At 65.6% G+C, this 23,493-nt stretch carries 19 protein-coding genes; 10 read left to right on the top strand and 9 right to left on the bottom strand.

Features of this window, described 5'->3' with window-relative positions:
- Positions 1–716 (bottom strand): cutinase family protein (locus tag AS181_RS19700; RefSeq protein ID WP_175404359.1); only part of this gene is annotated, 716 nt, incomplete at its 3' end.
- Positions 717–1,558: 842 nt separating this feature from the next.
- Between AS181_RS19700 and AS181_RS19705 the strand changes: the two genes are divergently transcribed.
- Entirely contained in the window at positions 1,559–2,254 is a 696-nt protein-coding gene (locus tag AS181_RS19705) for a helix-turn-helix domain-containing protein (protein WP_231742572.1), read from the top strand.
- Positions 2,255–2,743: 489 nt separating this feature from the next.
- Here AS181_RS19705 and AS181_RS19710 read toward each other — a convergent pair whose 3' ends face one another.
- Positions 2,744–3,094 carry a hypothetical protein gene (locus AS181_RS19710; protein WP_139114226.1) on the bottom strand — a complete coding sequence of 117 codons (351 nt, stop codon included), beginning with the start codon at positions 3,092–3,094 and terminating at the stop codon, positions 2,744–2,746.
- Between the two features lie 227 nt (positions 3,095–3,321).
- Entirely contained in the window at positions 3,322–4,293 is a 972-nt protein-coding gene (locus AS181_RS19715) for a ParA family protein (RefSeq protein WP_058253231.1), read from the bottom strand.
- A 4,075-nt stretch (positions 4,294–8,368) separates the two neighbouring features.
- Between AS181_RS19715 and AS181_RS25775 the strand changes: the two genes are divergently transcribed.
- Together AS181_RS25775 and AS181_RS19725 are read left to right on the top strand one after the other, a co-directional pair.
- Positions 8,369–9,409: a helix-turn-helix domain-containing protein gene (locus AS181_RS25775; protein WP_368072899.1), complete on the top strand. Its 1,041-nt coding sequence runs from the start codon at positions 8,369–8,371 to the stop codon at positions 9,407–9,409.
- A gap of 261 nt (positions 9,410–9,670) precedes the next feature.
- Positions 9,671–9,943, top strand: coding sequence for a hypothetical protein (locus tag AS181_RS19725; RefSeq protein ID WP_139114228.1), 273 nt, complete (start codon positions 9,671–9,673; stop codon positions 9,941–9,943).
- Between the two features lie 93 nt (positions 9,944–10,036).
- On the opposite strand, the gene AS181_RS19730 is transcribed toward AS181_RS19725, so the two are convergent.
- Both AS181_RS19730 and AS181_RS19735 read right to left on the bottom strand, forming a co-directional pair.
- Positions 10,037–11,248: a DUF7373 family lipoprotein gene (locus tag AS181_RS19730; RefSeq protein WP_058253234.1), complete on the bottom strand. Its 1,212-nt coding sequence runs from the start codon at positions 11,246–11,248 to the stop codon at positions 10,037–10,039.
- A gap of 18 nt (positions 11,249–11,266) precedes the next feature.
- Positions 11,267–12,520: a DUF7373 family lipoprotein gene (locus AS181_RS19735; RefSeq protein ID WP_058253235.1), complete on the bottom strand. Its 1,254-nt coding sequence runs from the start codon at positions 12,518–12,520 to the stop codon at positions 11,267–11,269.
- Positions 12,521–12,837: 317 nt separating this feature from the next.
- Between AS181_RS19735 and AS181_RS19740 the strand changes: the two genes are divergently transcribed.
- From AS181_RS19740 to AS181_RS19760, 5 genes are all read left to right on the top strand, one after another.
- A complete protein-coding gene (locus AS181_RS19740) occupies positions 12,838–13,233 on the top strand; it encodes a DUF4189 domain-containing protein (protein WP_058253236.1) in 396 nt (131 codons plus the stop codon).
- An 85-nt stretch (positions 13,234–13,318) separates the two neighbouring features.
- Positions 13,319–15,145: a dynamin family protein gene (locus tag AS181_RS19745; RefSeq protein ID WP_058253237.1), complete on the top strand. Its 1,827-nt coding sequence runs from the start codon at positions 13,319–13,321 to the stop codon at positions 15,143–15,145.
- Entirely contained in the window at positions 15,142–16,566 is a 1,425-nt protein-coding gene (locus AS181_RS19750) for a GTPase (RefSeq protein ID WP_058253238.1), read from the top strand. Before AS181_RS19745 ends, AS181_RS19750 begins: the two co-directional genes overlap by 4 nt.
- Positions 16,567–16,596: 30 nt before the next feature.
- Positions 16,597–18,429 carry an Hsp70 family protein gene (locus tag AS181_RS19755; protein WP_058253239.1) on the top strand — a complete coding sequence of 611 codons (1,833 nt, stop codon included), beginning with the start codon at positions 16,597–16,599 and terminating at the stop codon, positions 18,427–18,429.
- A gap of 50 nt (positions 18,430–18,479) precedes the next feature.
- Positions 18,480–18,782, top strand: coding sequence for a hypothetical protein (locus AS181_RS19760; RefSeq protein ID WP_058253240.1), 303 nt, complete (start codon positions 18,480–18,482; stop codon positions 18,780–18,782).
- A 14-nt stretch (positions 18,783–18,796) separates the two neighbouring features.
- Here the strand turns inward: AS181_RS19760 and AS181_RS19765 are convergent, their stop codons facing one another.
- A complete protein-coding gene (locus tag AS181_RS19765; RefSeq protein ID WP_139114229.1) occupies positions 18,797–19,690 on the bottom strand; it encodes a hypothetical protein in 894 nt (297 codons plus the stop codon).
- Positions 19,691–19,838: 148 nt separating this feature from the next.
- On the opposite strand from AS181_RS19765, the gene AS181_RS19770 reads away from it, so the two are divergent.
- Complete coding sequence (locus tag AS181_RS19770; RefSeq protein WP_139114230.1) at positions 19,839–20,252, top strand: hypothetical protein; 414 nt, start codon at positions 19,839–19,841, stop codon at positions 20,250–20,252.
- Between the two features lie 67 nt (positions 20,253–20,319).
- Here AS181_RS19770 and AS181_RS24985 read toward each other — a convergent pair whose 3' ends face one another.
- Both AS181_RS24985 and AS181_RS19775 read right to left on the bottom strand, forming a co-directional pair.
- A complete protein-coding gene (locus AS181_RS24985; protein WP_139114231.1) occupies positions 20,320–20,511 on the bottom strand; it encodes a hypothetical protein in 192 nt (63 codons plus the stop codon).
- Positions 20,512–20,695: 184 nt separating this feature from the next.
- Positions 20,696–21,352: an MspA family porin gene (locus AS181_RS19775; protein ID WP_058253243.1), complete on the bottom strand. Its 657-nt coding sequence runs from the start codon at positions 21,350–21,352 to the stop codon at positions 20,696–20,698.
- 391 nt (positions 21,353–21,743) lie between these two features.
- Between AS181_RS19775 and AS181_RS19780 the strand changes: the two genes are divergently transcribed.
- On the top strand, positions 21,744–22,697 hold the full coding sequence (locus AS181_RS19780; RefSeq protein ID WP_139114232.1) for a DUF6924 domain-containing protein: 954 nt from the start codon (positions 21,744–21,746) through the stop codon (positions 22,695–22,697).
- A gap of 80 nt (positions 22,698–22,777) precedes the next feature.
- Here the strand turns inward: AS181_RS19780 and AS181_RS19785 are convergent, their stop codons facing one another.
- On the bottom strand, positions 22,778–23,437 hold the full coding sequence (locus tag AS181_RS19785) for a hypothetical protein (protein ID WP_058253245.1): 660 nt from the start codon (positions 23,435–23,437) through the stop codon (positions 22,778–22,780).
- Positions 23,438–23,493 lie beyond the last annotated feature (56 nt).

The following is a 23,493-nucleotide window of genomic DNA, read 5'->3' on the forward strand; positions in this document are numbered from 1 at the left end:
GCGGTCAGTGCCAGCGCTTCGGCGATCGTCGACAACGACCCGATCGGATCGTCCGGGTTGAGTTCCGACTGGCCGGCGATGTTGGTGACCAACCGCGCCAACGGAGCATTCGCCGGGGCATCGCAAGCGAGATCGCCAGGCGTGCACGCCGACAGATAGCGCCCCGCGATGGCCTGGTACGACGTGTCCTCAACGTCGCCGACAGGGGCGATACCGCCGCCCGGCGCGTTGGTCGTCGACACCGCCACGACCTTGGACACGTTCGCGCCGCTGGTCCCCGGCACCGGGTCAGGAGAGGTCTGCCCCGGCTTACCGGGGAACAACGGCGCACCCTCAGGTCGGCCGGGATCGCCGAGATTGGCTAACAGAGCCAGCTTGTCGGCGCCGATCGCTGCTTTGCCACCGACGATGTCGTTCAAAACGATCCGAGTGACGTGAGCGCCCTGGGAGTAACCGACCAGACCGAACTTCGTGGCCGGACACGCGGCGGCCTTGTCTTTGATCCAGGACAAGGTCTTGGCGACTGCGCCCTGAACGGACTGCTCGTACGGGACCTTTCCGCCAGCCACAGCACCACCGAAGCCAGCGTCATAGGGTACATACGCACGGTCCATGTCCCCGCGCGCGGCCGTGATCGCCGGATGGAGTACCTGGGACAGGAACCCCGCGTCCTTGGACGGATCAGCGTCTGGCGACGACTGGCCGGTGCCCTGCACCGCGTACACCATCAGACCCGGGCAACCCCCCGGCTGCGCTGGCGCCGCCGACACGTTCCCGACCCCGACACTGGCCAGGGCGATAACCGCCGTAGCCATCACCGCCAAGGCCGCCCCCCAGGGCGAGCGTCGCGAGTCCTGTCCACCCCTCTGGACAGGATCAATCACCTCTACACTGGTCACCGGGCCGGCCCCCCATCGAAAGACAGGGAGCTGACCCCTCCGGCGACCACACGCGAGCCGTTCGACGGCAAATCAATCGCGCTCGCGTGCAGTCGCCAACCACCGCTCCGGAGAGGGACTGTTCGACGGCAATCTGACCGTCCCTCTCCGGAGCCTGGGACCCGTGCCATCGATCGAAAGTCGACAGCAACACGCCCAGACCAATCTGGCCCACGAGGATCGGGCTCAAGAAGGTTCGTCATGCGAGTCCTTCACTCCAAGGGTTTCCTCGAAGCTGTAGGAGCAGCCCACCCCAGACGACCGTTGTCAGCCCATACCCGCAGGTACACTGCTCAACGCCCGCCTCGATGCCCGCACATACCGCATCGAGCTGGTATTCACCCGGTCCGGACGCCGTTCGAGTCGCCAAACTTTGCAGCGTCCGGGCCGGGGTCAAACTCGTAGTCTGAGACCCTGTGTCTAATTGCTGTGCATGTGTATCTCCAGTGCATAAGCTGCTCTATTGGCGGCTCAACCCTACAAACGGCTTTCATTATCCGAGCGCCAGTCCGAACTATAACCCGATGCTAAACCGAATGTAAACCGACGGTAGCCTTGCACTAGTGACATTTGGGGAGGGGGCTGCCCCGGAACGGGTCCACGGCGCTTAGAGTGCGGGTGTGGCCGATGCTTTGCGCTTTGGGCGCCTCGTGCAGCGGCGCCGGCAGGAACTGGGACTGTCGCAAGCCGACATAAGCCTCGCCGGCGGGCCGAGTGACGCGACTGTGCGACGCCTCGAGCAGGGTTTGATGGCTAAACCGCGGTTCGTCACGTTGACTAAGCTGGACGCTCCGCTGCGGTGGTCCGCGGGAAGCGCCGCTCGCGCTTTCGAGGGAGGAGATCCGAAACCTCTGCGAGATGAGCCCACGACCGATCTGGCCGCGGGCACGAATGACCCGATCTCTTCTCGCCCCACACGTCCCCTGACGCCCTCTGCGTACGGAGTGTTCATTCGAACCGACGCGCTGGCCGAACTGACTCGGAAGGTGCGCGCTGTCGATGACCTGTCGCCTTCGCTCGCCGAGGACCAGCGCGTTGTGGTGTCGAATCTTCGTCATGCGACCGACAGATTGACCCGAGCGTGGATAATCAGGCAGGCAGAAATAGCGCGTCGCGACGGCACTCTCGCTGATCTGATCCTCGTTCTTGATGATCATCTGCGAATGCCGCCGCCGGAAGGCGAGTCCGCCTCAGACAGCGATGACCTCAACTACTTGAGGTGGCTAGCCGGCTACTCGATGTCGATGCCTCAGGTTCGGCGATACGAAACGCGTTTCGCTGAGTTCGTAGCGAGTCAGTCAGAGCAGGTTGACTGACACGGAGTCGGTGCTCTCCTCATGCGTTGCTAGGTTCGGTGGCCCTGCGGGTCGGGTTGGTCTAATACAACCTCCAACCCGACCCGAGAGCACTATCCGGCAAAACCAGTCTTTAGGCCGCGCAGTCTTTGTTCATCGCGTCGCGCCACAAGACGCCATTGGTGGTGGCAAACCGAAGGTACACCGATACTAGACCGAAATGAAGGGTAAACACCCTGCGCGTCCGTCGAACGCGGGCGAATCCGAGGCTCGCCTGCGGCGGTACGGTTTGGCAATCCCTTGCGTGACCGTTGCGTCGTTTCGTTACGTCTACAGACCTTAGACGCTCTTCGTCGACCATCACTATCGAACTGCGGTGATCGCGCGGACCGGTCGCCCCCTACCCCGCGTGACTGCTGCGACGCCGCGGGTTTGGGTGTGCAGCTCGTGCCAGCGAACCGCCGTACCGGCCGGTAGGGATGAACCGTCCGAGGGGTTGGGCGTACCGGCTTACTCTGAATCCACTGATTCAGACTGGAGGTGGGCTTCTAGAGCTGCCCTGCACAGCTGCGAGCGATTCTCGGCACCGACTTCGACAACTAAGCGGTCTATGACAGTCAGGTTGCGACCCAGCATCCGGAACGTCAGGGAAGATCGCTCCTCTTCGGGTCTGGCTTCGATTCGTACGAACAGCCCATCGTCGTGGTGCTGGCGTTTGAGCTTCTCTACTAACGCCGGCAAGCGGTCATGATTGGCGACAATCGCGTCCATCAATGTCCCGGCGATAGTTGTTTCGTTCTGTTTGTTGTGCGCCTTGGTGGCTGTGCAGAGTGGCGTGGGAAGCGAGAGGGTGACTGGCACCAGCATCTCGTCTGGGCGGGTTTCGACGCGTTTCGGGCGTCGGGTACCTCGCGAGATAGGCCGAGTGGACGCTGCCGGTTGCGGTCGATCGTGCGGTAGCGCTGGGCCGTCGGGTACAGCTGGGATCGCCGCTGGTGCTGCGGCAGGAGCAGATGGCCTACGGGGCGGCGGCCCCGGGACGCCGCCGGTCCTCGCGAGACCGGTTACAGGCTTGCGATCGGTGGCCATCAGGCGGGTGCTCCTTCGTGTGTCGGCTCTGCGGAGGAATCTTGCTCGGTCTCGCGTCGGTCGATCTCCTGGAGGATCTCCTGGGCGAGGAGGACGTAGTCTTCAGCGAGAGACGGCGCGGTGCCTGGCACACGGTCGGGCCGTCTGCCTTCCTTGAGGGCCTTCCAGTACGGCTCGGCGTTGTCGACTTGCTCGGCCAGCTCGTGGGCGAGCAAACCCTTCTCCCGTACCTGAACCGAGGTCATGGTGCTATGGCGCACAACGGAATTGAACAGCGGGGCCACTCCTCCTAGCGCTGCGTCTAGCTTGGCTCGCGCCTCTCTACGAATGGCTTTCGCAGCGACCTCGATGCCGAAAAGCACGGCGCCCAGGACCTCGATGTCGGGGTTTGTTGACCTGGCACTAACCATTTCGTCAGCGAGCTTCTGCAGGCCGTCGATGCTCGAGTCGTCCGGTTTTGTCGGGATGACGATCCAACGTGTCGCAGCCAGTGCCAACCGTAGAAGATGGGGTCGTGTAGGTGGGGTATCGATAATTATAAGGTCATAGTCAGCTGCGATGGGAGTTAACGCATCTGCAAGTTGCCTGTGTGAACCTGGCGAACGCTGAGAACGTCCGATCAGTATCGCTTCCAGATCGTCGAGTCTGCTCCCACCCGGAAGTACGTCCAGATTGGGTCGGTAGTTGACCAGACTGGGTCGTAGTGCCTTCTCCTGCATGATCGCGTCAAAGATTTGTTGTCCAGAATCCCCGGACCCATCAATCTCGTAGCCTAGGTCGCGTCCCGCGTTGCCCTGCGGATCGAGCTCAATGAACAGGACGTGCCAGCCGGCGGCAGCGGCCAAACCAGCGACATTTGTCGCCGTGGACGTCTTACCGACGCCACCCTTGCCGTTTGCGATCGTGACAACCCGAGACAGTGCGGGTTGAGATAGGTGTTGCACTGAGTCCTCCAATGGGGTGGTGCGCATGGACCGCAGGAAGGCGGTACCTCCCGGGCGCTTTGGGGTCCGCTATGCGCAGAGGATAACAGCGCACATCGGTTCGCGCGGTGTACGACACGCTACGGACGACTTTGCGTTCTACCGCGAGGTCTCCCGTGCGCGACGCCGCAGATACTCACTTGAGCTTGGCAATGATCGAGGCGTTAACAACGACGATGTACCTGGTGGGCGGGCGACATCTACGTCCTGCGTTACGTATAGACATAACTGCTTAGACAGAGCTGCCATCACCGCGCAAGGGTATGTGTTCAGTAGTTCGGTGTGTACATCGATCTTCGTGTACCGCATCAGCGGAGCCGGTAAACGGAGAAACAGTTAGACGCACAACGCTTGCAACGTGAAACAAGTTATGGCGGTGCATGCGGACATGAGTGCTCTGTGTCGCATAGGTCGCCTTGCGAGCGCACGCAAGCAGCCCAGTACTTAGCACTTCACAGCAACGTGTACTGAGTGCGACATGGGCTTTCGTAATCGGGTGGGTACGTTCGTTGCTGCAGCGCAGCGTATGGGGGTAAGGACGCTGCGGCCCATCCCGTACATCGGTGCGGCACTTCACGCTGTATGTATGGCGCGCCGAAAAGTGCAAGGTACGTCCAGGTAGACGTAGGAACGTATTTGTCGGCGTGCGGTCTGACTGGTGGCGGCCATTAACGCAGAAGGTCCGAGCAGCAACCAACGAGGGTGCACTTCCTCGGATGTCGTAGTGCGTGTTAGAAGGCCCATTGGGGGGCGTAGGGCGCAGCTCCGTGACCACAGTGTTGTCCCGATTCATCTAGACGGTCTTGTCGACTGCACTGAGCGCGTGGCTGCGCGCCTTGCAGCGTGAAGTAATGCGTGCATTATTACGACCTGAACAGGCTGTTTGTGCGCATGCGGGTCGCCATCGACGCGGTCGGTAGCCACGTTTGCGGGGAACGAAAGTCGGAAACCAGGATCGCGGATGCGATACCCAGGACGAACAAAAGCTTCGTGTCTGCGCCCGAGAGAGTTTCGCGCTCTCGACTAGGCCCTTGAAAGACCAAGGCGCCCGGTGGCATAGCCACGCAGCTCGGCTGTCGACCGAGTGGCTTGTGAACCGACAGCTCAACGAAGCGGTCCCCGCGCAGACTTGCGCGTCTGAGTGACCTGACCCGGTGGGACGGCTTTGACCATCCGCGACACGGGTGCACAAAGTCATAAAGACATGAGACCACAGCGCAGCTCGTCACGACGAGTTTCGTCCCACCAATGATGACTGGGGCTCGCGTCCGCCTTGCTCGATCGCTGGTCTACCTCGCCGCAGCCATCCGCTAACATGTGACAGCGGTCCTCGAAGTCTGTGGATTGGCCGGGCGGACCCCTTTTTGGGTCACGACACCGACATAGGCCCACAACTGAACCGGGCTCACTCAGGATGACCTGATGCTGACCGGGGAACCAGTGCCACAACTACAAGCGGCAGCTCAAGGCGGGCACCTAAACTCCGTGCTCTACGTAGATCACCGAGTCGTTTCACTCCCCCGGGGGCACCGGTGTCGCCCGCCGGCCCCTCGAGTTCGGCCGCTAGGCCCAGTGCCACCAGGCTCTCGGCACTTCGGGAGACTTGCTGAGTGATGGCTGCGGCGGGGTTCCGAGAACTGAGGCGACGTCGTCACCAACCGGATGACAGCCGTATGGGTCGGCCGTATGGGCCGGCGGGAGATGTTCGATTCTGAAGGTGGGCGATCGCGTACCGACGACCCGTTGGGCTGAGGAAGCAAGAATGAACGCTTAGTGCGGCTGACAGGAGTCCTGGCAATCGCGCTGAGACGGCAGACTTACGTAAACGACTCCAGATCGCACCGTGACGAGCTGTCACCCATTTTGGCCCTAGGGGATAGGAAAACTCAATTTCGTCGTTCTGCGGGGAACTGGGAGGCGGTTTCGATTTGCGCAGGTCAACGGTGCGCAAATGCTGTCGTGATCCGGTAACTGTAGTCACGCGCTGGCTCTCGACGCGCACCGCTGGCCGGTGGGGGAGCGGAGAACCGCGGCGGAGTAGATCTTCTGACCCAATCGGCGAACTACTGATGGCCCGCTTGAGGCGCGCCTGTGACTCAGTCGGTGCCGCTTCTACCGACAGGCCGACGGCTTGTCGATGCCTGCCGGTTAGCCCGCTCTATGTTGCTGCTGCGAGGGCTGCGCAGCACGAACTGCGTCCAGCAAGCGAGTGAACTCGCTTGCCAGAACACTCCCGTCTGAAAGCCCCAGGAGCACACCTTCCGCGCGGGCAACGGCTGTGTCTAAGCCAGCGACTGACGAGGGCTCCGGGTTGGACTTGGGTGACGCGGACGAATCGAACGCCGCAAGGTCGCGTTCGAGCATCTGCGCCATCTCGCGATGATGCTGAAGTTGCGCGGAAATTCGTCGAGCGGCGTTCTCGGCGGAGCGCCGGCAGGCATCCGAGCAATAGATTCGAGGCCGACCACGACCCGCGGTCCTACGAAACTCCTTTCGGCACTGCGGGTCAGCGCAGTACGCCGTCACTACCGGAGCTTTGGTCGACCGGTTCTCGATAGCTGCCGGAACTGGCGTGGGTGCGCCAAGGCGCCCACGCCGGCCGTCAGCGGACCGATCCATCCACCCAGTGTGGCATAAATTCGCGCGAAAATACAGCCGCACAACGCAGGTGACCTGCGGAGATGCGAGAACCGCCCTACTCGATGTCCCCTGACCCGCCGTCCAGCACCAACATAAAATCGCGCGGAATTAGCGCTCATACAATTACACCGATGTGATTCGAGCCGACGAGGGGGTGTGATGACTGCAGGACGCGCAGGCAGCACCGGTCCTAGGGTGGCCGCTGCACCGCGGCTCGATCGTCCCTGCGGAAGATCGTGCTCGAGCTTGCGCAGTTCTTCAGCCCAGCACCACGATCGGCCCCTACTCCCGACGACGGTCGATCAACGCCGGTGCCGCGCCTTCGACGCGAACCAGATCTTTCCTACCCTGCGCCACCTTCACGCTGCGCGCCTAGCATCGCCAACCCAGAAGGGAGCCTCCGAACCTTCCGAACGCTGACATCTGAATAACGCGCGAGGTCCAACACAAGGACCCCCCGATTACCAGTCGGAGGGTCCTTGATCTGAAGTTTCGAGACTGAGTTACCAGCTCGGTCTCACGGGCTCTCGCCCATCCCCGAAGGGACTGTCTTGCCGGACAGATCTCAGGGTAGCGTGCGCCCTCTAGGAGTGCCCGCAATCCCTGTGCTCCGCGTGTCGCACAACCACACGCGGGGAATCGACTGCATTCGTCCGCAGCACTCACCCACTAGTGGGTGGACATGCTGAGTGAATGGAGGCAGTGGTCGCCCCGCTCCACAGTGCGTGTCGACGCAACAAATGAACACAGATACCGATCAGCACCATGGCCAGAACGAATGCCACCGGTGCCTATCGCGACGTATCTAGCGGACCGCCATTCCCGGTACACGCTGCTCGCATTCGACCTGGATGCAGGACCGTACGGTCCCGAGGCCGTTGCTGTGGATGCCAACGTACTTACCGGCGTCCTAACCGACTTGGGTGTGAGCCACCTGCAAGTGCAGTCGGGGCCCTCAGGAGGGCGGCACATCTGGGTGCGCGTCATTGACCCAGGGATACCCGCGGAGAAAGTCGCCGACCTTGCTCGTAGGCTGCGCGCGCACCTTCCAACCCTCGACATCTCTCCGCTTACCAACCCCGTGTCGGGCGCAGTTCGGATCCCCGGGTCTGTGCACCGGTCGGGCGGCAACGCGACGCCACTATTGACCGGACGGGAACTGGGCAACGCCGTCAGGGACATGCAGGCTCGGCCGGCGCCACCCGACCTAGCTGAGTGGCTGATAGCGAGGTTCCCAACAACCGCGCGGCAAAACTCCACGCAGCGCACTACGACTATCGGCCTACGTCTGGTCGGGCAGGGGCCTGCCACACGGGTTGATCGCGCGCGAACCGAACTATCCTCAACTACGGCTGAGCGCCTAGCCACGCGGCTCACAGCCGCCGACGATCGCTCGTCACACGCGTGGTCGATCATGCTCGGGATGGCCGCTAGCGGTTGGTGTTGGACTGATGTGCTTCAACATCTGCACAAGCCTGGACTCGTCCGCTTGCGCGAAGACCTCCGCCAGAACGAGGCGCACGCCCTCACGCAATGGCATAAAGCACTGCGTACTGCTGCCGAGACAGCGTGGCCAAGAGCGCAAGGCGACCACACCGTCGACGACCCAGTCCGCACTCACATTGAGGCTGTCTTCGCTGCAGCGAACTCAGATCCCGCAACTTGGGCACGGAAGGGGTGGGCCAGTGCTGAACGGGTCCTGCACAGCCTCCTCGTTGTGTGCGCTCAGGCGCACACAACGACCGTGAACATCGACGTTCGCCGGCTAGCCGAAGCCGCTAACGTTCACGCCGCAACAGCATCGAGGGCACTTCACCGCCTCCAGGCAGAAGGCTGGATCAGACGAGTCGCTGAGGCGCAGGGGACAGAGTCGGCAACCTGGGAGCTCGCACATGTTGCGTTTGACACAGCTGCAACACAAGGGGAAACACGCCCCCCGTTTGCCAGCTCCACCCTGCGACTCCACCATGCCCACCACGACATCTGGGTTTGGCGAGAAGGTCTAGGCGGAATCGCCGAGAGGATCCATGCAGCCTGGCAGGGTGGTCACGTATCCGTGATCGGTCTTGTGAGTGCCACGGGTTACTCCAGCCGGTGCGTCCGTGCGTGGCTTCGCTACTTCCGGGAGCTGAACCTACTGACTCCCTCCAGGGATAGGTGGGACGAAGTAGCCGTCGCATTCGGATCTTACGGCGCAATGGTCCGACGGGCACAGAGCCATCTCGTCGATCGACTGGTTCGCGACTGGTGGGATGAAGAACTTAGCTGGCGAAAGCAAAGAGGGAAGCGAAGGTATCGAGGTCCGGGCAGAGTGGCAACGGATCCGCAAGCGATCGCACTGCCAATCGCAGCGCCCTCGCGGACACGGTATGGGCGGTTCCCGACGCGGCCCAACGGGAAGGTCGACTATCCGTTGGCTCGTTCGTTGGTGCGTAGTCACATGCAGACAAGTAACGCTGCTTAGGTGTCACCGCGATCATCAGGACTCTGCGTGACAGTCCGACATCACGCCACAGCGAAGTTCCCGCGGGGTCTAAAGAGATAGTGCTGGGCCGGATTGGACGCCTGCTCACGCTGGCACACCTCCGTTGGCGGGCCGTTGATGATCGGCCGGGTGTCGGGTGTCGGGCGTCGAAACTCGGGAACCTTTAGGTGACTACACAGCAACTGACGGGTGTAAGGGTCGCCGCAGCGGCCACCTCTCACCCGATTGGAGAACCAACCTATGGCAACAACTTCGACTCGTCTGCTCGCCGGCGCTGTGCTTGCAGCGGGCCTCGCGGGCCTCGGAGCGGGTGTCGCGACCGCGGCGACGGGCCCGTGGGTTTCGGACTTCGGAATCAACCATGTGCATGGTGGTGCCACCGAAAGTCAGGAGCCCTTCACCTTCAAATTCGGTGCGGAGTACGGCGATCCAGTTGGCAACGACGACTTCACTCGTCGTGGCTACGGTGATCCGATCGGTGACGCTGGGCAGTTGAAGGTTTTCCGCCCCTGACATTCGGGGTGGGTTCGGTGCCCGGACCCGCGGTGGCGGGTCCGGGCACCTCTGTCTGCGGGGAGATGACGACGACGTGTGCGATGTCGTCGGTCAGTGTGCTCGTTGGTCGGCGGTCGTCAGGATCAGGTATTGGGCCGAGGCTTGTTGGTGAGCATCGGTTTTGGTGTTGCCGATGACCTGGGCGCCGTATCGCCCGACAGTCAGTGCGCAGCTGTGTGCTTGGCTTGTTGGGTGCTTTTGGCAGGTGGCGGTGGGCAAGCCTGGTGGGTTGTCGGCGCCGGTCCAGCCTCGGGTGCGGTTGGACCCGAGGAAGCTGTCGAGATAGGTGCGCGCGCCCTCGGCGGTGTCCGCGCGGAAGACCGCCGAGTTCTCCACTGCGTTGGCATCCGAGCCGATCTTGGTCAGCACCTCGAAGTCGGTGACGGGGTCGGTGCTGGTGTGGGCGATGCCGCGTGGCCCGTACACCGCTCCGCGGTCAGGGGAGTCGGGGTTCGCCCGCAGGTAGGCCGCGGTGAACGGCAGCGCGTAGATGAGGATGGCGTCGGGGTCGATCAGCGGAGTTTCACCGTCGGGGGTGGGCGTGAACTCGTCGATGTAAATCTTCTGCTGAGTGATCGCGTTGGCCATACGCACCAACGACTCTCCGCTGCGGAACTGCGTCGTGGGGCCGTAGTACCGATCGAAGAACACATACGAGTCGTGAGCGGTGACAGCCAGGATCGCTGTGGACGCACCGAAATCTTGGATGACAGTTCGGGTGCCCGGCGCCCCGTCGAGCGGCACGATGGGCTTGTTGTCGATTTCGGCGACCGCGGCACTCATTTGCTCAGCGGCGGCGGAGGCGTCGGCAGGGTTGCGATATTTCAGGACCGCATGCCGCAGCAGGTGACGAACAGCCCCGACGTTGGCATCCCCGTTGTCGGCGGTGGTGACAAATCCGGTGATGAACTCCGCGTTGGCCGGAACGTCGGCCGCGCCCGGGACGACCGCGCGCCCGATCCCGGCAGCGTCGTCGAACTCGCCGACAGGCCATTGCCCATGTGTGAGATCGGGATTGACCTCGAACGGCGCCAGCACGAACTGCGCCATCCGGGTCGCCTCGACCCGCTCGGGGTCGGTGACCGCGCGCCCGAACGGGGCTCGCGCCCGGGTGGGGTAGTCACCGGTGTCGAGGGCATCAACCTGCACGGCAGGGTCGGTGAATGTGGCTGAGCTGGGCTGCCCGTCGACCGTGCAGCCGGCCAGCACTGCGGTCACCGCCGCGGCCGCGGCGATGGAGCGACCGAGGTAGCTGCGCGTCATCGTCGCCTCTCGTCCCGTCTACTTGGCGTTCTGGTCGGCCTTGGTGAGGATCAGATATTGAGCCGCGGCTTTCTGGTAGACGTCAGTCTTGTTGGGCGACTGCACTTCTCCGACGTAGCGGCCGACCTGCACCTTGCAGTGATAGATCGTGTACTTGCCGTCAGCGCTGGATTGGGCAGAGCAGTTGGCGGCCGGCAGCCCGGGCGGTGCGTCGATCTTCTGATCGTCGGCTTCGCTCGTAGCGGCCAGCGTGGCGGCCTGCTCCTTGGTGTCGGCACGGTAGACGATGGAACGCTCGATCGCGTTCGCGGTCGAGCCGGCCGCACGCAGGTCGTTGAAGATGCCGGCCGGGTCGGTGGAGAAGTGCGACAAGCCACGCGGCCCGTACACCGCGCGCATGCTCTGCTGTGGTCGGCCGGTGATGCCGTTTTCCATCTCGGTGTCGGTGTAGGGCAGGGCGTAGATGAGGATGCTGTTCTCGTCTATCTTTGGCGGCTGGAATCCTCCGCCGTTGCCGCGGGCGGCGTTCTCCGCAGCCGTGGGGGTGCGCGGGAATTGGTCGATCAGCGCCGACTGCAACGTGATTGCTTTGCGGGCCATCGGCTCGAGCTGGTCGGAGTGGGCGGCCAGGGAGGAGGCGAACTCGTAGATCACGTACACCCCGTGCGGGGTGTAGGTCGTGAAGTAGCTCTTGTCGTTGCGGGTGGTCTCGAGGGCGTAGGCACCCTCGACCCCCGGCAGGCTGGTGACCGGGCTGTTCTGCTGGCGGGCGCTGACCTGGGCGAGTTGCTGCGCGGCGGCGCGGGCATCAGCGGCGGTTTCGTAGCGCAGCACCATGTTGTGCAGGCCGCGCGGGTTGTCACGTTCGGTCGGCGCGGTGGTGAACAGGGACGAGAACCCGCCGAGCAGTGCGTCGTTTGCCGGGATCACCGCCGCGTCGGCGTTGATGTGTGGCACCAGGTTGCGGCGGCTGGTGATCGGTGCGTTGGATTTGTCCGGGGCGGTCAGGTCCGGGTCGACCTCGAAGGGCACCACGATGAACTGTGCCATCCGCTGGCTTTCGACCTGCACCAGTTGTGAGTCGTCGGCAACACCGAACGGTGGGCGCGGTTCGGTGGGGTAGGCGCCCGGATCGAGGGCGGCCAGATCGACCGTCGGCTCGGCGCTGCCGGTTGTTGAGGATTCGGGTGCGGGTTCGCCGCCGGTTGAGCATGCGGCCAGCATGCCCGCGGTGACCGCGGCTGCGGCCGCGAGTGGGTACCAACGCTTCATCAGGGTCTCGTTTCTCTCCTGCAGCCCCTGCGGCGGAGGACCAACGACCTCACCCGGGCCACCGCTGCACACTGGTGTTGTTCCAGTGTGTTGCTGCGCGAACCCCGAACGGTTCCCCCGAAACCCGGATCTGCACGATCCTCTTGTTCGGCTGCAGAATAGTGCGCCCGCTGTCGTGCCTGCACAGTCGGGTCTGACATCGGGCGGTCGGTGCCCCATTCGAACGGTCGAAACCACCCGTCTCGACCCCTCAGCTCGTGGGACACGCGCTTTAGGGTCGAGGCGTTCTCGATTCCCGGATGAGGAGCCCCCTCTTGATGCCTATCTCGACTCGTGGTGTGCGCGCGGCGGTGACCGCTCTGGCCGTGGTGGCTGCTGGTGCTGGGCTGCTGGTGGCGCCGGCACCAGCCCAGGCCGCCGAGAACGTCTACGGTGCGATCGCGATCTCCCAGCGCACCGGCAACACCGCCTATGCGATCAACTACGCCACCGCGTCGGCGGCCAAGCGGGCCGCCGAAGCGAAATGCCGGGCGTCGGATTGCCGGTGGGTGGTGCAGATGGCCCGCAACTGCGGTGCGGTCACCCAGCAGCCCCGCACCTTGCGGTGGGGGTGGGCCTACGCCCCGACCCGACGGTCCGCGGAGGTAGCCGCGGCGAATGAGTCCGGGCCGGGGTCCCGCACGATCATCTGGGCCTGCACCGCCGGCGCCTGACACCCACCGTTTTGCGTTGCCCTGCCGCGTCGACCAGCATGCTTTCCATGACCGGTCGGGGGAACGGCGGCACCGCTACGAGACGATGGTCGGCGTGAACGCGCCCGCAGCACCCCAGACGGGGGTTGACGCGGCCGCGGCGGCGGTCGTGGCTGAGGCGGGAAAAGTGCTGCGCGCCTACAAACACGACGCCGTCGCCGACCTCGCCGAGACGAAACTGCACCGCGCGCCGCAGCGCACCGTGGTGGTGGCCGGCGAGGTGCAGCGCGGCAAAAGTTCCCTGGTCAACGCCCTGGTCGGCTACCGCGACCTATGCCCGGTCGGCGTTGATGTCACCTCCTCGGTCGCGGTGTCGGTCACCACCACCGGTGATCTGCCCGTCGCCCATGCCGCCGAGTTGTTCTTTCCCTCCGGTCCGCGCCCGGCCGAGATCGGCGAGCTGACCGACTGGGTGACCACCGGCGGGCGCATGGTGTGTGATCGCAGCGTTGAGGAGCTGCCCACTGCGGCGGCGATCGCACTGCGCGAGGCGGCGGTGGCCGAGATGACGCTTATCGACACCCCCGGTGTCGGCGGCCTGGACCCCGGCTTGGCGAAACTGGCCGCGCACTCCACCCAGCAGGCGTGCGTGCTGGTGCTGGTCTGCGATGCCTCCGCCCCGATCACAGCCCCGGAGATGACCTTCGTCCGCGAGGCCACCGCCGGCGTCGATGCCGTCGTCGTGGCCGTGACCAAAACCGACAAACACCTGGGACGCTGGCGGGCGATCGTCGCCGAGAACCAGCGGCTGATCACCGAGCACCTGGGCCGGGTGGTGCCGGTGATCGGGGTGTCGAGTCTGCTCGCCGTCCTGGCCGCCGAGACCCCCGACCCGCAGGCGCGTCACCGCCTCGAGGCCGACTCCGGGATCGCCACCCTGCGCGCGGCGATCACCGACCGACTCGACGCCGCCGCGGCCGCCCCGCACCTCGATGCGGTCCGCACCTGTCTGGACGGGCTGCGCACCGTGCGCACGACCATCGCCGACGAGCTCGCCGCGCTAAGCGCCGGCGCTCAGGCGTTGCCGGACCTGACCGCCGAACGCGACCGGCTCACCGACCTGCACGCCCAATCCCGCCAATGGGAGCAATATCTCGCCCGGGACCTGACCCTGCTGCGGCAATCAGCGGTCGATGACCTCGAACGCCGCCTCGATGGGGTGCGCGAGAAGTGGACCACCTACATCAACAGCAACGGCATGGCCGTGTTGCGGCGCAGCGAACAGAAGTTCACCGCCGACATGCAGGTCGATCTGCAGATGGCGATGGCCGAAACCCTCGCCGGGTTCCTGCACGAGCTGCACGACACGATCATCACCCCACGCTTCGCCGACGACCCCACGGTGTGGGAACAGATCAGCGACCGCATCGTCGCCTCGATGCAGGACAAGAAGATCGAAACCCACCAGGTCACCAGCAAACGCCAAGGGCTGCTCGACCCCACCCTGTTGACCATGGGTGTGGTCGGGTCCTCCACCCTCGGCGGGCTTGTCGGGCTTTCAGCGCTGATGGGCGTCGGCGCCGTCATCGGCGCGGTGTGGGTCGGAGTGAACTTGAGCTTCCGGGCGATCCGCGCCGGCAAAACCAACCTGCTGGCCTGGCTGCGAGAAACCCTGGCCGCCACCAAGACCGCCACCGGCCGACTCCTCGATAGCGCCGTCGCCCAAGCCCGCCCCGACATCGTCATCCGCTACCGAGATCACCTGCGCGCCACCATCGAACAGCTGCAAACCACCATCACCCACGTCCAGGAGGCCGCAGCCGCCGACGCCGCCACCCGCGAGAAATCCACCCAACGCCTCACCTCGAACCTGGCCATCGTCGACAAACGCATCACCGCCGCCCAAGCACTCCTCGACGGAGACCCGACATGAGCAGCGGGACACCAGTTTCGGTGCACACCACGCTCGACCGTGGGCTGCATCAGCTGGCCGCGCTCGGCGGGGACTGCGTCGACCACGCTAATGCGATCGGCACCATCTTGTGGTCACCGCCGCGCGTCGTGGTCGTCGGCCGGCTCAAAGCGGGCAAATCCACGCTGGTCAATGCGCTGATCGGCGCCCCGGTCGCCGAGACCGCCGCCCTGGAGGCCACCAACGTCGTCACCGTCTACCGCGACGGGTCCCCGTCGCGGGCAGAGGTCCTCGCCCTCGACGGCACCCGCCACCGCGCCGCGCTGCGCCCCGGCGCCGGGATCGAGTTACCGATCCCGTCGGCCGAGGTCGCCTACGTCGACCGGTGGTTGCCCTCGGCGGCGCTGCGCGAACTCACCCTCATCGACACCCCCGGCCTGTCGACGCTGACCGCCGCCAACGACGCCGCCACCCGCCGGGTGATGATCGACGGCTTCGAACAGACCCGCACCGCCTCCATCGATGCCGACGCCGCGGTGTTCCTCTTCGACGCCGCACCCCGCGTCGATGAGATCGAGTTCCTGCACCGGCTGCCGTTCACCCCGTTGACCATGCTCGGGGTGCTCTCGCGCGCCGACTCCTTCGGCGAAGGCGCCTTCGGCCGCCGCGACCCGCTCACCCACGCCGCCGCCCACGCCGCCGCCATGGCCGGCCCACTGGCCGGGATCGTCCACACGATCGTCCCGGTGTCCGGGCTGATGGCGCAAACCAGCCACACCGGCATGCTGACCGAACGCCACGCCGCGCTGCTCGCCCAGCTCCGCGACGTCCCGCCGCTAGAGGTGCTGCGGATCTTCGACTCCGAGGACCCTGCCAGCGGGGGAGTGCCGCCGGCTGACCGGCGTGAATTGCTCGCCCTGCTCGGCGAATACGGTGCTCTCAACGGTCGCCGGGTCGCCGCCGACGGCGCCGCAGCGCTCAGCACTTGGCTGGCCGAACGATCCGGGATCGCCGCCCTGCGCCACGCCCTGACCGCGGCCACCGGACGGTTCGCCGTGCTGCACCGCGCCCACCGCATCCTGGCCCGCCTCGATCAACTGGCCTTCACCCATCCCGCCCGCGACCACATCCGCACCCTGACCGCCGGTCTACGTGCCGACCCGGCCATGGCCGCGGTGACCGTGCTCGAGGACTACCAGCGCATGCTCGACGTCGACCCCGACGCCGCGGTCACCGACGAACTGCGCACCATCCTCACCGCCACCACCCCCGCCGGCCGCGTCGGCCTCGACGGCCACCCACCACCGGCCGCCGTCACCGCCGAAGCCCACCGCCGCCTGGCCGCCGCCCAGCAACGCAGCCTGGCCACCCGGTCGGCGGCCGAGGACGCCGCCCTGGTCACCCTCATCCGCACCTACACCGCTCTGGCCGCCGGCCACTGACACCCCTCCCGCACAGGACGATCCGACACCATGACATCTGCCACCCAGACATCTGCCCCCCACGCCTGGTCGCTGGCGATCGACTTCGGCACCTCAAACTCGGCGGCCGCGCATTCGGGCGCCACCAGCCGCAGCATCGAAGCGCTCGCGCTGACCCACGCCAGCAACCTGATGCCCTCGGCGGTGTTCGTCGACACCGCAGGCACTGTCCTCGTCGGGGGTGCCGCCCTCAACTCCGCCGCGCAGAACCCGGCCGGGTTCATCGCCTCACCCAAACGCCTCATCGGTGCGCAACCGGCCGTCGCAGCCAACGGGCACACCCTGCCGATCTACGCCCTCGTCGCCGCCGTGATGCGCACCATCATCGGCCGCGGGGTCGCCGCACACGCCGGCACCATGCCCGACCGGGTCGTGCTCACCCACCCCGAAGCGTGGGCGCCCCAACAGATCCAGGTCCTCACCGACGCCGCGAGGGCTGCCGGCATCCCGGCCGAGCGGATCACCACGATCTCCGAACCACGCGCCGCGGCCGGGCACTACTCCCGCTCCCACGCCCTGCAACACGGCACCAGGATCGCGGTGTTCGACTTCGGCGGCGGCACCCTCGACATCGCCGTCCTCGAGGTCACCCCCACCAACACCTTCCAGGTCATTGCCGCCCGCGGCGACAACGGTTTGGGCGGCAAGAACTTCGACGCCCTGCTGCAACGCTGGGTCGAGGACCGCCTCGCCGACCGCGACCCCGACCACGCCGCCTGGCTGCGCCGCACCGCCCCCATCGACGCCATCCAGTCCCTGCAGGACTCCATCCAGCAGGCCAAAGAGCTGCTGTCTGAAACGCCGTCGGCCACCATCTCCGTGCCCGGCCCCAGTGAACGCACCACCCTGCAGATCACCCGCGACGAGTTCGACGAACTCATCACCCCCGCCGTCGACGCCGCCGTCCAGCTGACCCGAACCACCCTCGCCGACGCCGGACTGACCCACCCCGACCAGCTCACCGCCCTCTACCTCACCGGCGGGTCCTCCCGCATCCCCCTCATCCAGCAACGCCTCGGCGAACTCGGTCCCGTCGCCACCCTCGACGACCCCAAAACTGTTGTCGCCCAGGGCGCATTGCTCACCGTGTTGGCGGACTCGGCGCCCACACAGCCCCGCGGCATCCCCGAAGCCGCCGACCTCATGCCGACCTGGCACACCCAACCCCGCACCCTGCGCTCACCAGCCCAGCCCACCTCCTCGCGGCGACGCTGGCTGCGCATCGGCGCCGCCGCGGTCGCCGTCATCGCCGCCGCCGCGATCGTGACCACCATCGTCACCACCGCCAGCGGCAGCGACGACGACCCCACCGATGCACCCCAGGCCACCCAAACCTTGGGCACCGACACCACCGCCGCCGGGCCCACCGGGGAAGACGGCGGGCCGATCCTCACCGACCCTGACCAAATCCGCCAGCAACTGCCCGGCGCCCTGCAATCCCAGATCACCGACTGCACCAACGGCAGCTTCACCGACAACGGCGCGCTCAAGCTGGACTGCACCCTCAACGAGAACGGGACCTTCAGTGGCCTCAAGATTGCGGGCGGCCTCTCACCCTCGTTGCGGATCCACATCAACGTCGACGACAACGAAGCCGCCCGCGAGGTTCGTAACCTGCGTAACGGGGTCTACAGCGCCGGTAAGGGCACTGTCGTCGAAGACACCAACCGCCAGGCGGCCGCCGAGATCGCGCCGAGCCTGAGCGACAACGAATACGACATCAGTTACGCCAACACCGGTACCGGAGTGATCCTTTCGGTCGCCGAGCTGTCCTCGGTAGAGAATGCCCGTACCTTCCTCACCCGCTCCGGCCTCATCAACTGAGTGCGCAGAGGTGTCGACGTGATCGGGCAAGCCCACCGTGAAGGACTGGAATGACGAAGTCGATCGAGCGCGCGATCGTCCGTGCGGTCGCCAGTCGGATCGCCCAGCTCGATGACGGGCCGCGCTACGCCTCCTATGCGATCGCCGGACTGGTTCTCGCGGCCTGCGCGCTCCTGCTCCCGGACTACCTCATCGTGGTCGTATTCCCGCTGGGGCTCGTTGCTTTCGGCTTCCTCGTTGCGGCTATCGCTGGTGCTTATCCGGCAGAGAAGATCGCGTTCTGGTCGGGGCTGACCTTCGGCCTGGCGGCCGATTGCATCTGGCTAGGCCTGGTATTCGACGGGGTTCTGTGAGTCTGAAACGGCAGTTACCCACAGGCCCAGTCAAATACGTTCGATTCGAGGTCGTACTGGAGGGTGCCGGTGCCGATGTTCATCCCGGGAAGTTCGAACAGGTCGAGATAGTACGGGGTGAGTCCGTCGGGAATCCACTGGGAGGGAAAGACTGTGCCGCCGAGGTGATTGAACCACTGAAGTCTGTCGGCCCAGTCGTGGGAGTCGCCGTCGCCCCAGGTGCTGAGGTACGGAGTCTCTGTGGTGGCGTCACGTTCGACGGGGGCGATCCCGGCGTTGGGGTCGTTGCGGCGCGGCGTGAGGCGCACGAGCATCGGCGGGTCGTCGTGGTTCCACGCATGGCGGGGCAGTCCGTCGTGGGCATGTTCTCCGGGACGTCGGCGGTCTGCCGGTGGTGAGCCGATCTGAGTGAGTTCATCGGCGGTGAGCCAAATGGCTGCGAAGTAGAGATCAAGGATGTCCGTGAGGAGAATCTGCTGGGGGTGGGGGCGGTGATGGTGCAGGTCGATGATGAACGGATCGGCCGGATCGGGGGTGTCGGGTAGCGGCATGAATGCCTCGCCGGCTCCCTGGAAAAGCGCAATTCCTGGGAGGTCAGGGCCGTGTCGGCGGAAGTGGTCGGGGAGCCACAGGGTGATGATGTGCATCATCGGCATCCCCGTCGTCGGATCGCGCGGCCACTGCTGAGGTGCGATCCCCGGACCGACCGGTCCGATCCGGCCGGCGGGAACCGAATGCTGGGCCGCCCAGCTGGCCGGATCAACCCGCGAGTCTTCGGACGTGTGACCCGGGTAGGCCCACAACCCGCCGTCGCCGTCTTCGAACACCATGTCGTAGACGGTGAACCCACCGTCGGGGTCGCGCTCGAAGACGGGCTCGGTGAGAGTCGTGAACACGTGATCAGCCATCTTGCGCGTGGCCTCCTGGGATCGTCCGTGTATCGGCAGGGGGGTGACGAAGCGACCGATACGCATTGCCGGGTTGTGAGTGTAGGTGTGGGCGCGTGCAGACGATTGGCCGTCTGCACACACCCGGAGCGGGCGATACGCTGCTGGCGTGGATGCGAACGATCGAGGTTCGATGCCGTTGAGCTACCGAAATGTCCAGCCGGACGGTATGGCCGTCGAACCTCGTCCGCAAGTGATAGCCGCTCGTGCCGCCGACATTGTGGCGACCGAGCGAGGCTCGGTCGACGCCGTCGCCGAGGCTACGGCCGAGTTGCCCAGCTACGTCGCCGAAGTGACCAAATGGGACCTGGTGGCCGCCGTGGAGAAGACCGCCGACAGCATTGCGCGGAGCCGCCACCCGCTGCTCGGCGATGTTCTCGGGCCGGGTCCGGTGCCGTGGGCATGCTGGCAGGGCGAGCTCGTCGAGCCGTGGCCGATCCTTGCCGACGCTGCAGCCCATCTCGGTTCGGCGCTGCCGTCACGGCACCGGTATGTCGGGCACTGGTCGGCGACGACCGACTGAACGAGAACTGCGGGTGGACGCCGAACGTCCACCCGCAGTCATCGGTTCAGGCCACCAGGACTGGCGGTCAGGGCCAGGTGAAGTTGCCTGTGCCGCCGATGATGACGTCCTGGCCGTCGATACCGAAGTCGTAGGTCGTCAGTCCGTCGTCGCCGTGCTGCAGTTCGATCGGGGCTGCCGAGGCCAGCCCGCCGCCCATCAGCGACAGTGCACCGGCCGCCGCGACGGCCGCCACGGTGGACCCAATCGTCTTACGCACTCGCGCCTTACCTACTCGCATCTGAGTGTTCCTTTCGTCATGCCAGCTCTTTGGCTGGGCTTCGGTGTTCTGCACGTCTGCGGTCGCAGATCGTGCGAGGCGCACGGGTTGTGCGTCCATAGAATGGGTTGCTCCTGGGGTGGTGGAATGTTCCCGCCGAACAGCAGATTTGGGGCCGATTGGTTTACAGGTAGACGACGCGGCCGTAGACGGCGTTGCCGTCGTTGGCTTTCGGGGTGCTGGTCTTGAGGATGGCGTAGGAGCGGACCGCGACCGGGCCCGCGCACCCGTCGATGCTGATGTGGCCTTCGCGGGTGGTGGTCGACGCGCGTCCGGCGCCGACGGCCTTCTTGTCGAAGGTGACGGTGGTGATCTTGCCCGGTGACATCGTCACCGACAGACTCGGCTGCAGCAGGGCCTGCGGACTGATCGACAGGTTTCCACTGGGTCCGGCCGCGCTGATACCACCACCACCGCTGCCACCGATGCCCAGGCTCGCCCCGACACTGCCGGTCACCGATTCCAGCTGCACCGCGCATCCGATCATGTACCCGGCCTCGAGTTCACCGGTGATCGCTGCTCCGGCCTGCCCGGCCGGCGGCGTCAGCGTGGACACCGCCCGCATCGACATGAACGCTTCCCGCGACGTCGGCACCGAGGACAGCGGCGCGACCTTCTGCACCTTCTCGTGGGTGGAGGCGATCGAGGCCTTCCAGCCGTCGTCGGTGACCCAGCTGCGCTGATGCCCCGGCTGGGCCTCGGCGGTGCCGGCGGCGAACCCGCTCGCGACGGCGCCCATCGACACGGCGGCAACGGCAATGGTCATGGCGGTCTTGTTCATCGGAGTGTCCTCTGGTCCTGGCGCAGCGAATCGCCGCGCCCTGTGCTGGCAGTCCCGCCTCGTTCATCGGGGCGAGAAATGTGCTCTGCGTGAGCAACTGAGGATTGGTTGCCTCGGAGAACCGAGAATGTTCCCGGCAGCACGATGCAGGATCAACGCCGTTAGGCAGGCGGGTGTGTTGTCGGCGTGATCGCCGCCCGTTCGGCCCTAGGGTGGCGGCGGGGCAGCCGCTAGAAGAGCGTGCTGTGGGGGTCGACAGTAACGAGGAGTGGTTGTGGAGCTGGAGCACGTGCAGTACGAACACCGTACGGCTGATTTCATCGCTCTCACTGGCGCATTCGCATCATTCGAGCCAGAGCATTATCAGAGCTGGTACACCGGCCAGCATCGGTTGAGTATCGGCATCCAGGACACCAAGAACTACACGCTCAGCTACGAACCTGGTAAGCCGGGGTTCGACCCGCCGCGGCTTCCCGAGTTGACGTTCCTGATCCCTGATGCGCCGGCCCCGGTGGTCGTCGACCTCATCACTCACGACGCCGAGCCGACCCTGTTGGATGCTGCCGACGGCTGGGTCCATGTCGAGCAAGGTGGCGCCGAATTCGGCTACCTGCCTGTGACGATGCAGCCTCTGGTGTGGTCGTCGCCGAGCGAACACGAGCGCATCAAGCCTCTGGTGCACACGATTTTTGGTCCATGGAACATGGTTCGCGTGTCCTGCCGGGACCGGCGACCCTCCGATCCCGTCGTGCAGGTGCGTGTCGACATCTGGCCGATCCCCGGGCCGGCCGGCCTCGAGGTCATCCGCTACACGCCGACCGGCCGCAACACTCCGGCCGCGTCACACGCCCCGGCCCAGCCCGCCGAGGTGCGAGAGCGCATCGACGCCGCCGTGGCGGCCGACTCTGCGACCTCGGTGTCTGGGCCGCTCGACGCCGACCATCTGACAGGCCTGTCCCTGCTGATCCGCGGTGATTTCAGCGATCCCGAAGGGTGGACGACGGTGGCGAATGCGGCGCTGGCCCCCGATCCTGTCGACGGGTTCTCTGCCGATCTCACCCTGGTCGACGACCCCACCTACGACAACATCACCGTCGACGAGCTGGCGCACGCGATCGGGGAACCGCCGCCGTTCTACGTGTTCCTGTGCGATACCCAGACTCTGTCCCACCCCGACCACCCGATCCTGGCCATCAATCTCGACGGCGAGGACACCTCGAAACGGAGCGTGCGGGTCGTGCCCGCTGCGATGTGGTCGATCGAAAACAACCTCGCCCTGGCCAACATGGACTTCGCCGACTTCGTCGGCGCCGCCGACACCGACGGCATCTTCCGCGGATTCTGACGCCGAGGCCGTCAAGCCCACACACAGCGATGCCCGACCCCTGGGGGTCGGGCATCGCTGTGGTTGACCTCGGGCGGGGGTCAGACGAGGGCGTCGCTGTCGTGACCACCGGGGGTGGTGTCTTCGGGGGCGTCCGGGGTGTCGCTGTAGGTGCCGGTGTCGTCGCTGTAGAGGTCGAGCTCGCCGTCACCGTCGGTGTCCTGGCCGTAGACGTCAGCCTGGCCGTCGAAGTCAGTGTCAAGCGCGACGGCGTCGAACTGCCCGTCGCCGTCGGTGTCGACAGCAACGGCGTCGATGGCCCCATCGGCGTTGGTGTCGACGAGCAGGGTGTCGGGTGCGCCGTCGGCATCGGTGTCGAGGGTCTGGGTGACCAGTTGCCCGTCTTCGTAGGAATCGACCTGGGTGAGGTCGCCGTCGGCATTGAGGTGGGCGACCTCGTCGACGACGCCGTCGCTGTCGAGGTCGCTGGCGATGACGGCGCCGCCGTCGGCGGTCGGTGCCGCGGCGGTGTCGACATGGCCGTCACCATCGGTGTCGGCCTCGACCAGGACGACCTCGCCGGCTTCGTCGTAGTGGACGTCGATGGCGTTGCCGGCGTCGTCGGTGGTGTGTACCACCTGGCCGGCCGGGCCGTCGGCGGCTTCCGGGGCGGGGGCGGGCGCATCGGCGGGGGTGGCGTCGGGGTTGTAGGGCTCGTCGGGGCTGATGATGGGGGCGTCGCTTCTGGGGGTACCGGACATGGTGCGTCCTCTTTCGAACTCGGTCTGTGAGCGTGTCGGGAATCTGTTGCCACCAG

The sequence above is a fragment of the Gordonia sp. SGD-V-85 genome (assembly GCF_001456905.1).
GTDB classification, from domain to species: domain Bacteria; phylum Actinomycetota; class Actinomycetes; order Mycobacteriales; family Mycobacteriaceae; genus Gordonia; species Gordonia hongkongensis.

Excerpts from the sequence above, each read along its gene's own strand:
- AS181_RS19715 (WP_058253231.1), bottom strand. The coding sequence starts at position 4,293 with ATGCGCACCACCCCATTGGAGGACTCAGTGCAACACCTATCTCAACCC.
- AS181_RS25775 (WP_368072899.1), top strand. The coding sequence starts at position 8,369 with ATGGCCGCTAGCGGTTGGTGTTGGACTGATGTGCTTCAACATCTGCAC.
- AS181_RS19725 (WP_139114228.1), top strand. The coding sequence starts at position 9,671 with ATGGCAACAACTTCGACTCGTCTGCTCGCCGGCGCTGTGCTTGCAGCG.
- AS181_RS19730 (WP_058253234.1), bottom strand. The coding sequence starts at position 11,248 with ATGACGCGCAGCTACCTCGGTCGCTCCATCGCCGCGGCCGCGGCGGTG.
- AS181_RS19735 (WP_058253235.1), bottom strand. The coding sequence starts at position 12,520 with ATGAAGCGTTGGTACCCACTCGCGGCCGCAGCCGCGGTCACCGCGGGC.
- AS181_RS19740 (WP_058253236.1), top strand. The coding sequence starts at position 12,838 with ATGCCTATCTCGACTCGTGGTGTGCGCGCGGCGGTGACCGCTCTGGCC.
- AS181_RS19745 (WP_058253237.1), top strand. The coding sequence starts at position 13,319 with ATGGTCGGCGTGAACGCGCCCGCAGCACCCCAGACGGGGGTTGACGCG.
- AS181_RS19750 (WP_058253238.1), top strand. The coding sequence starts at position 15,142 with ATGAGCAGCGGGACACCAGTTTCGGTGCACACCACGCTCGACCGTGGG.
- AS181_RS19755 (WP_058253239.1), top strand. The coding sequence starts at position 16,597 with ATGACATCTGCCACCCAGACATCTGCCCCCCACGCCTGGTCGCTGGCG.
- AS181_RS19760 (WP_058253240.1), top strand. The coding sequence starts at position 18,480 with ATGACGAAGTCGATCGAGCGCGCGATCGTCCGTGCGGTCGCCAGTCGG.
- AS181_RS19765 (WP_139114229.1), bottom strand. The coding sequence starts at position 19,690 with ATGGCTGATCACGTGTTCACGACTCTCACCGAGCCCGTCTTCGAGCGC.
- AS181_RS19775 (WP_058253243.1), bottom strand. The coding sequence starts at position 21,352 with ATGAACAAGACCGCCATGACCATTGCCGTTGCCGCCGTGTCGATGGGC.
- AS181_RS19785 (WP_058253245.1), bottom strand. The coding sequence starts at position 23,437 with ATGTCCGGTACCCCCAGAAGCGACGCCCCCATCATCAGCCCCGACGAG.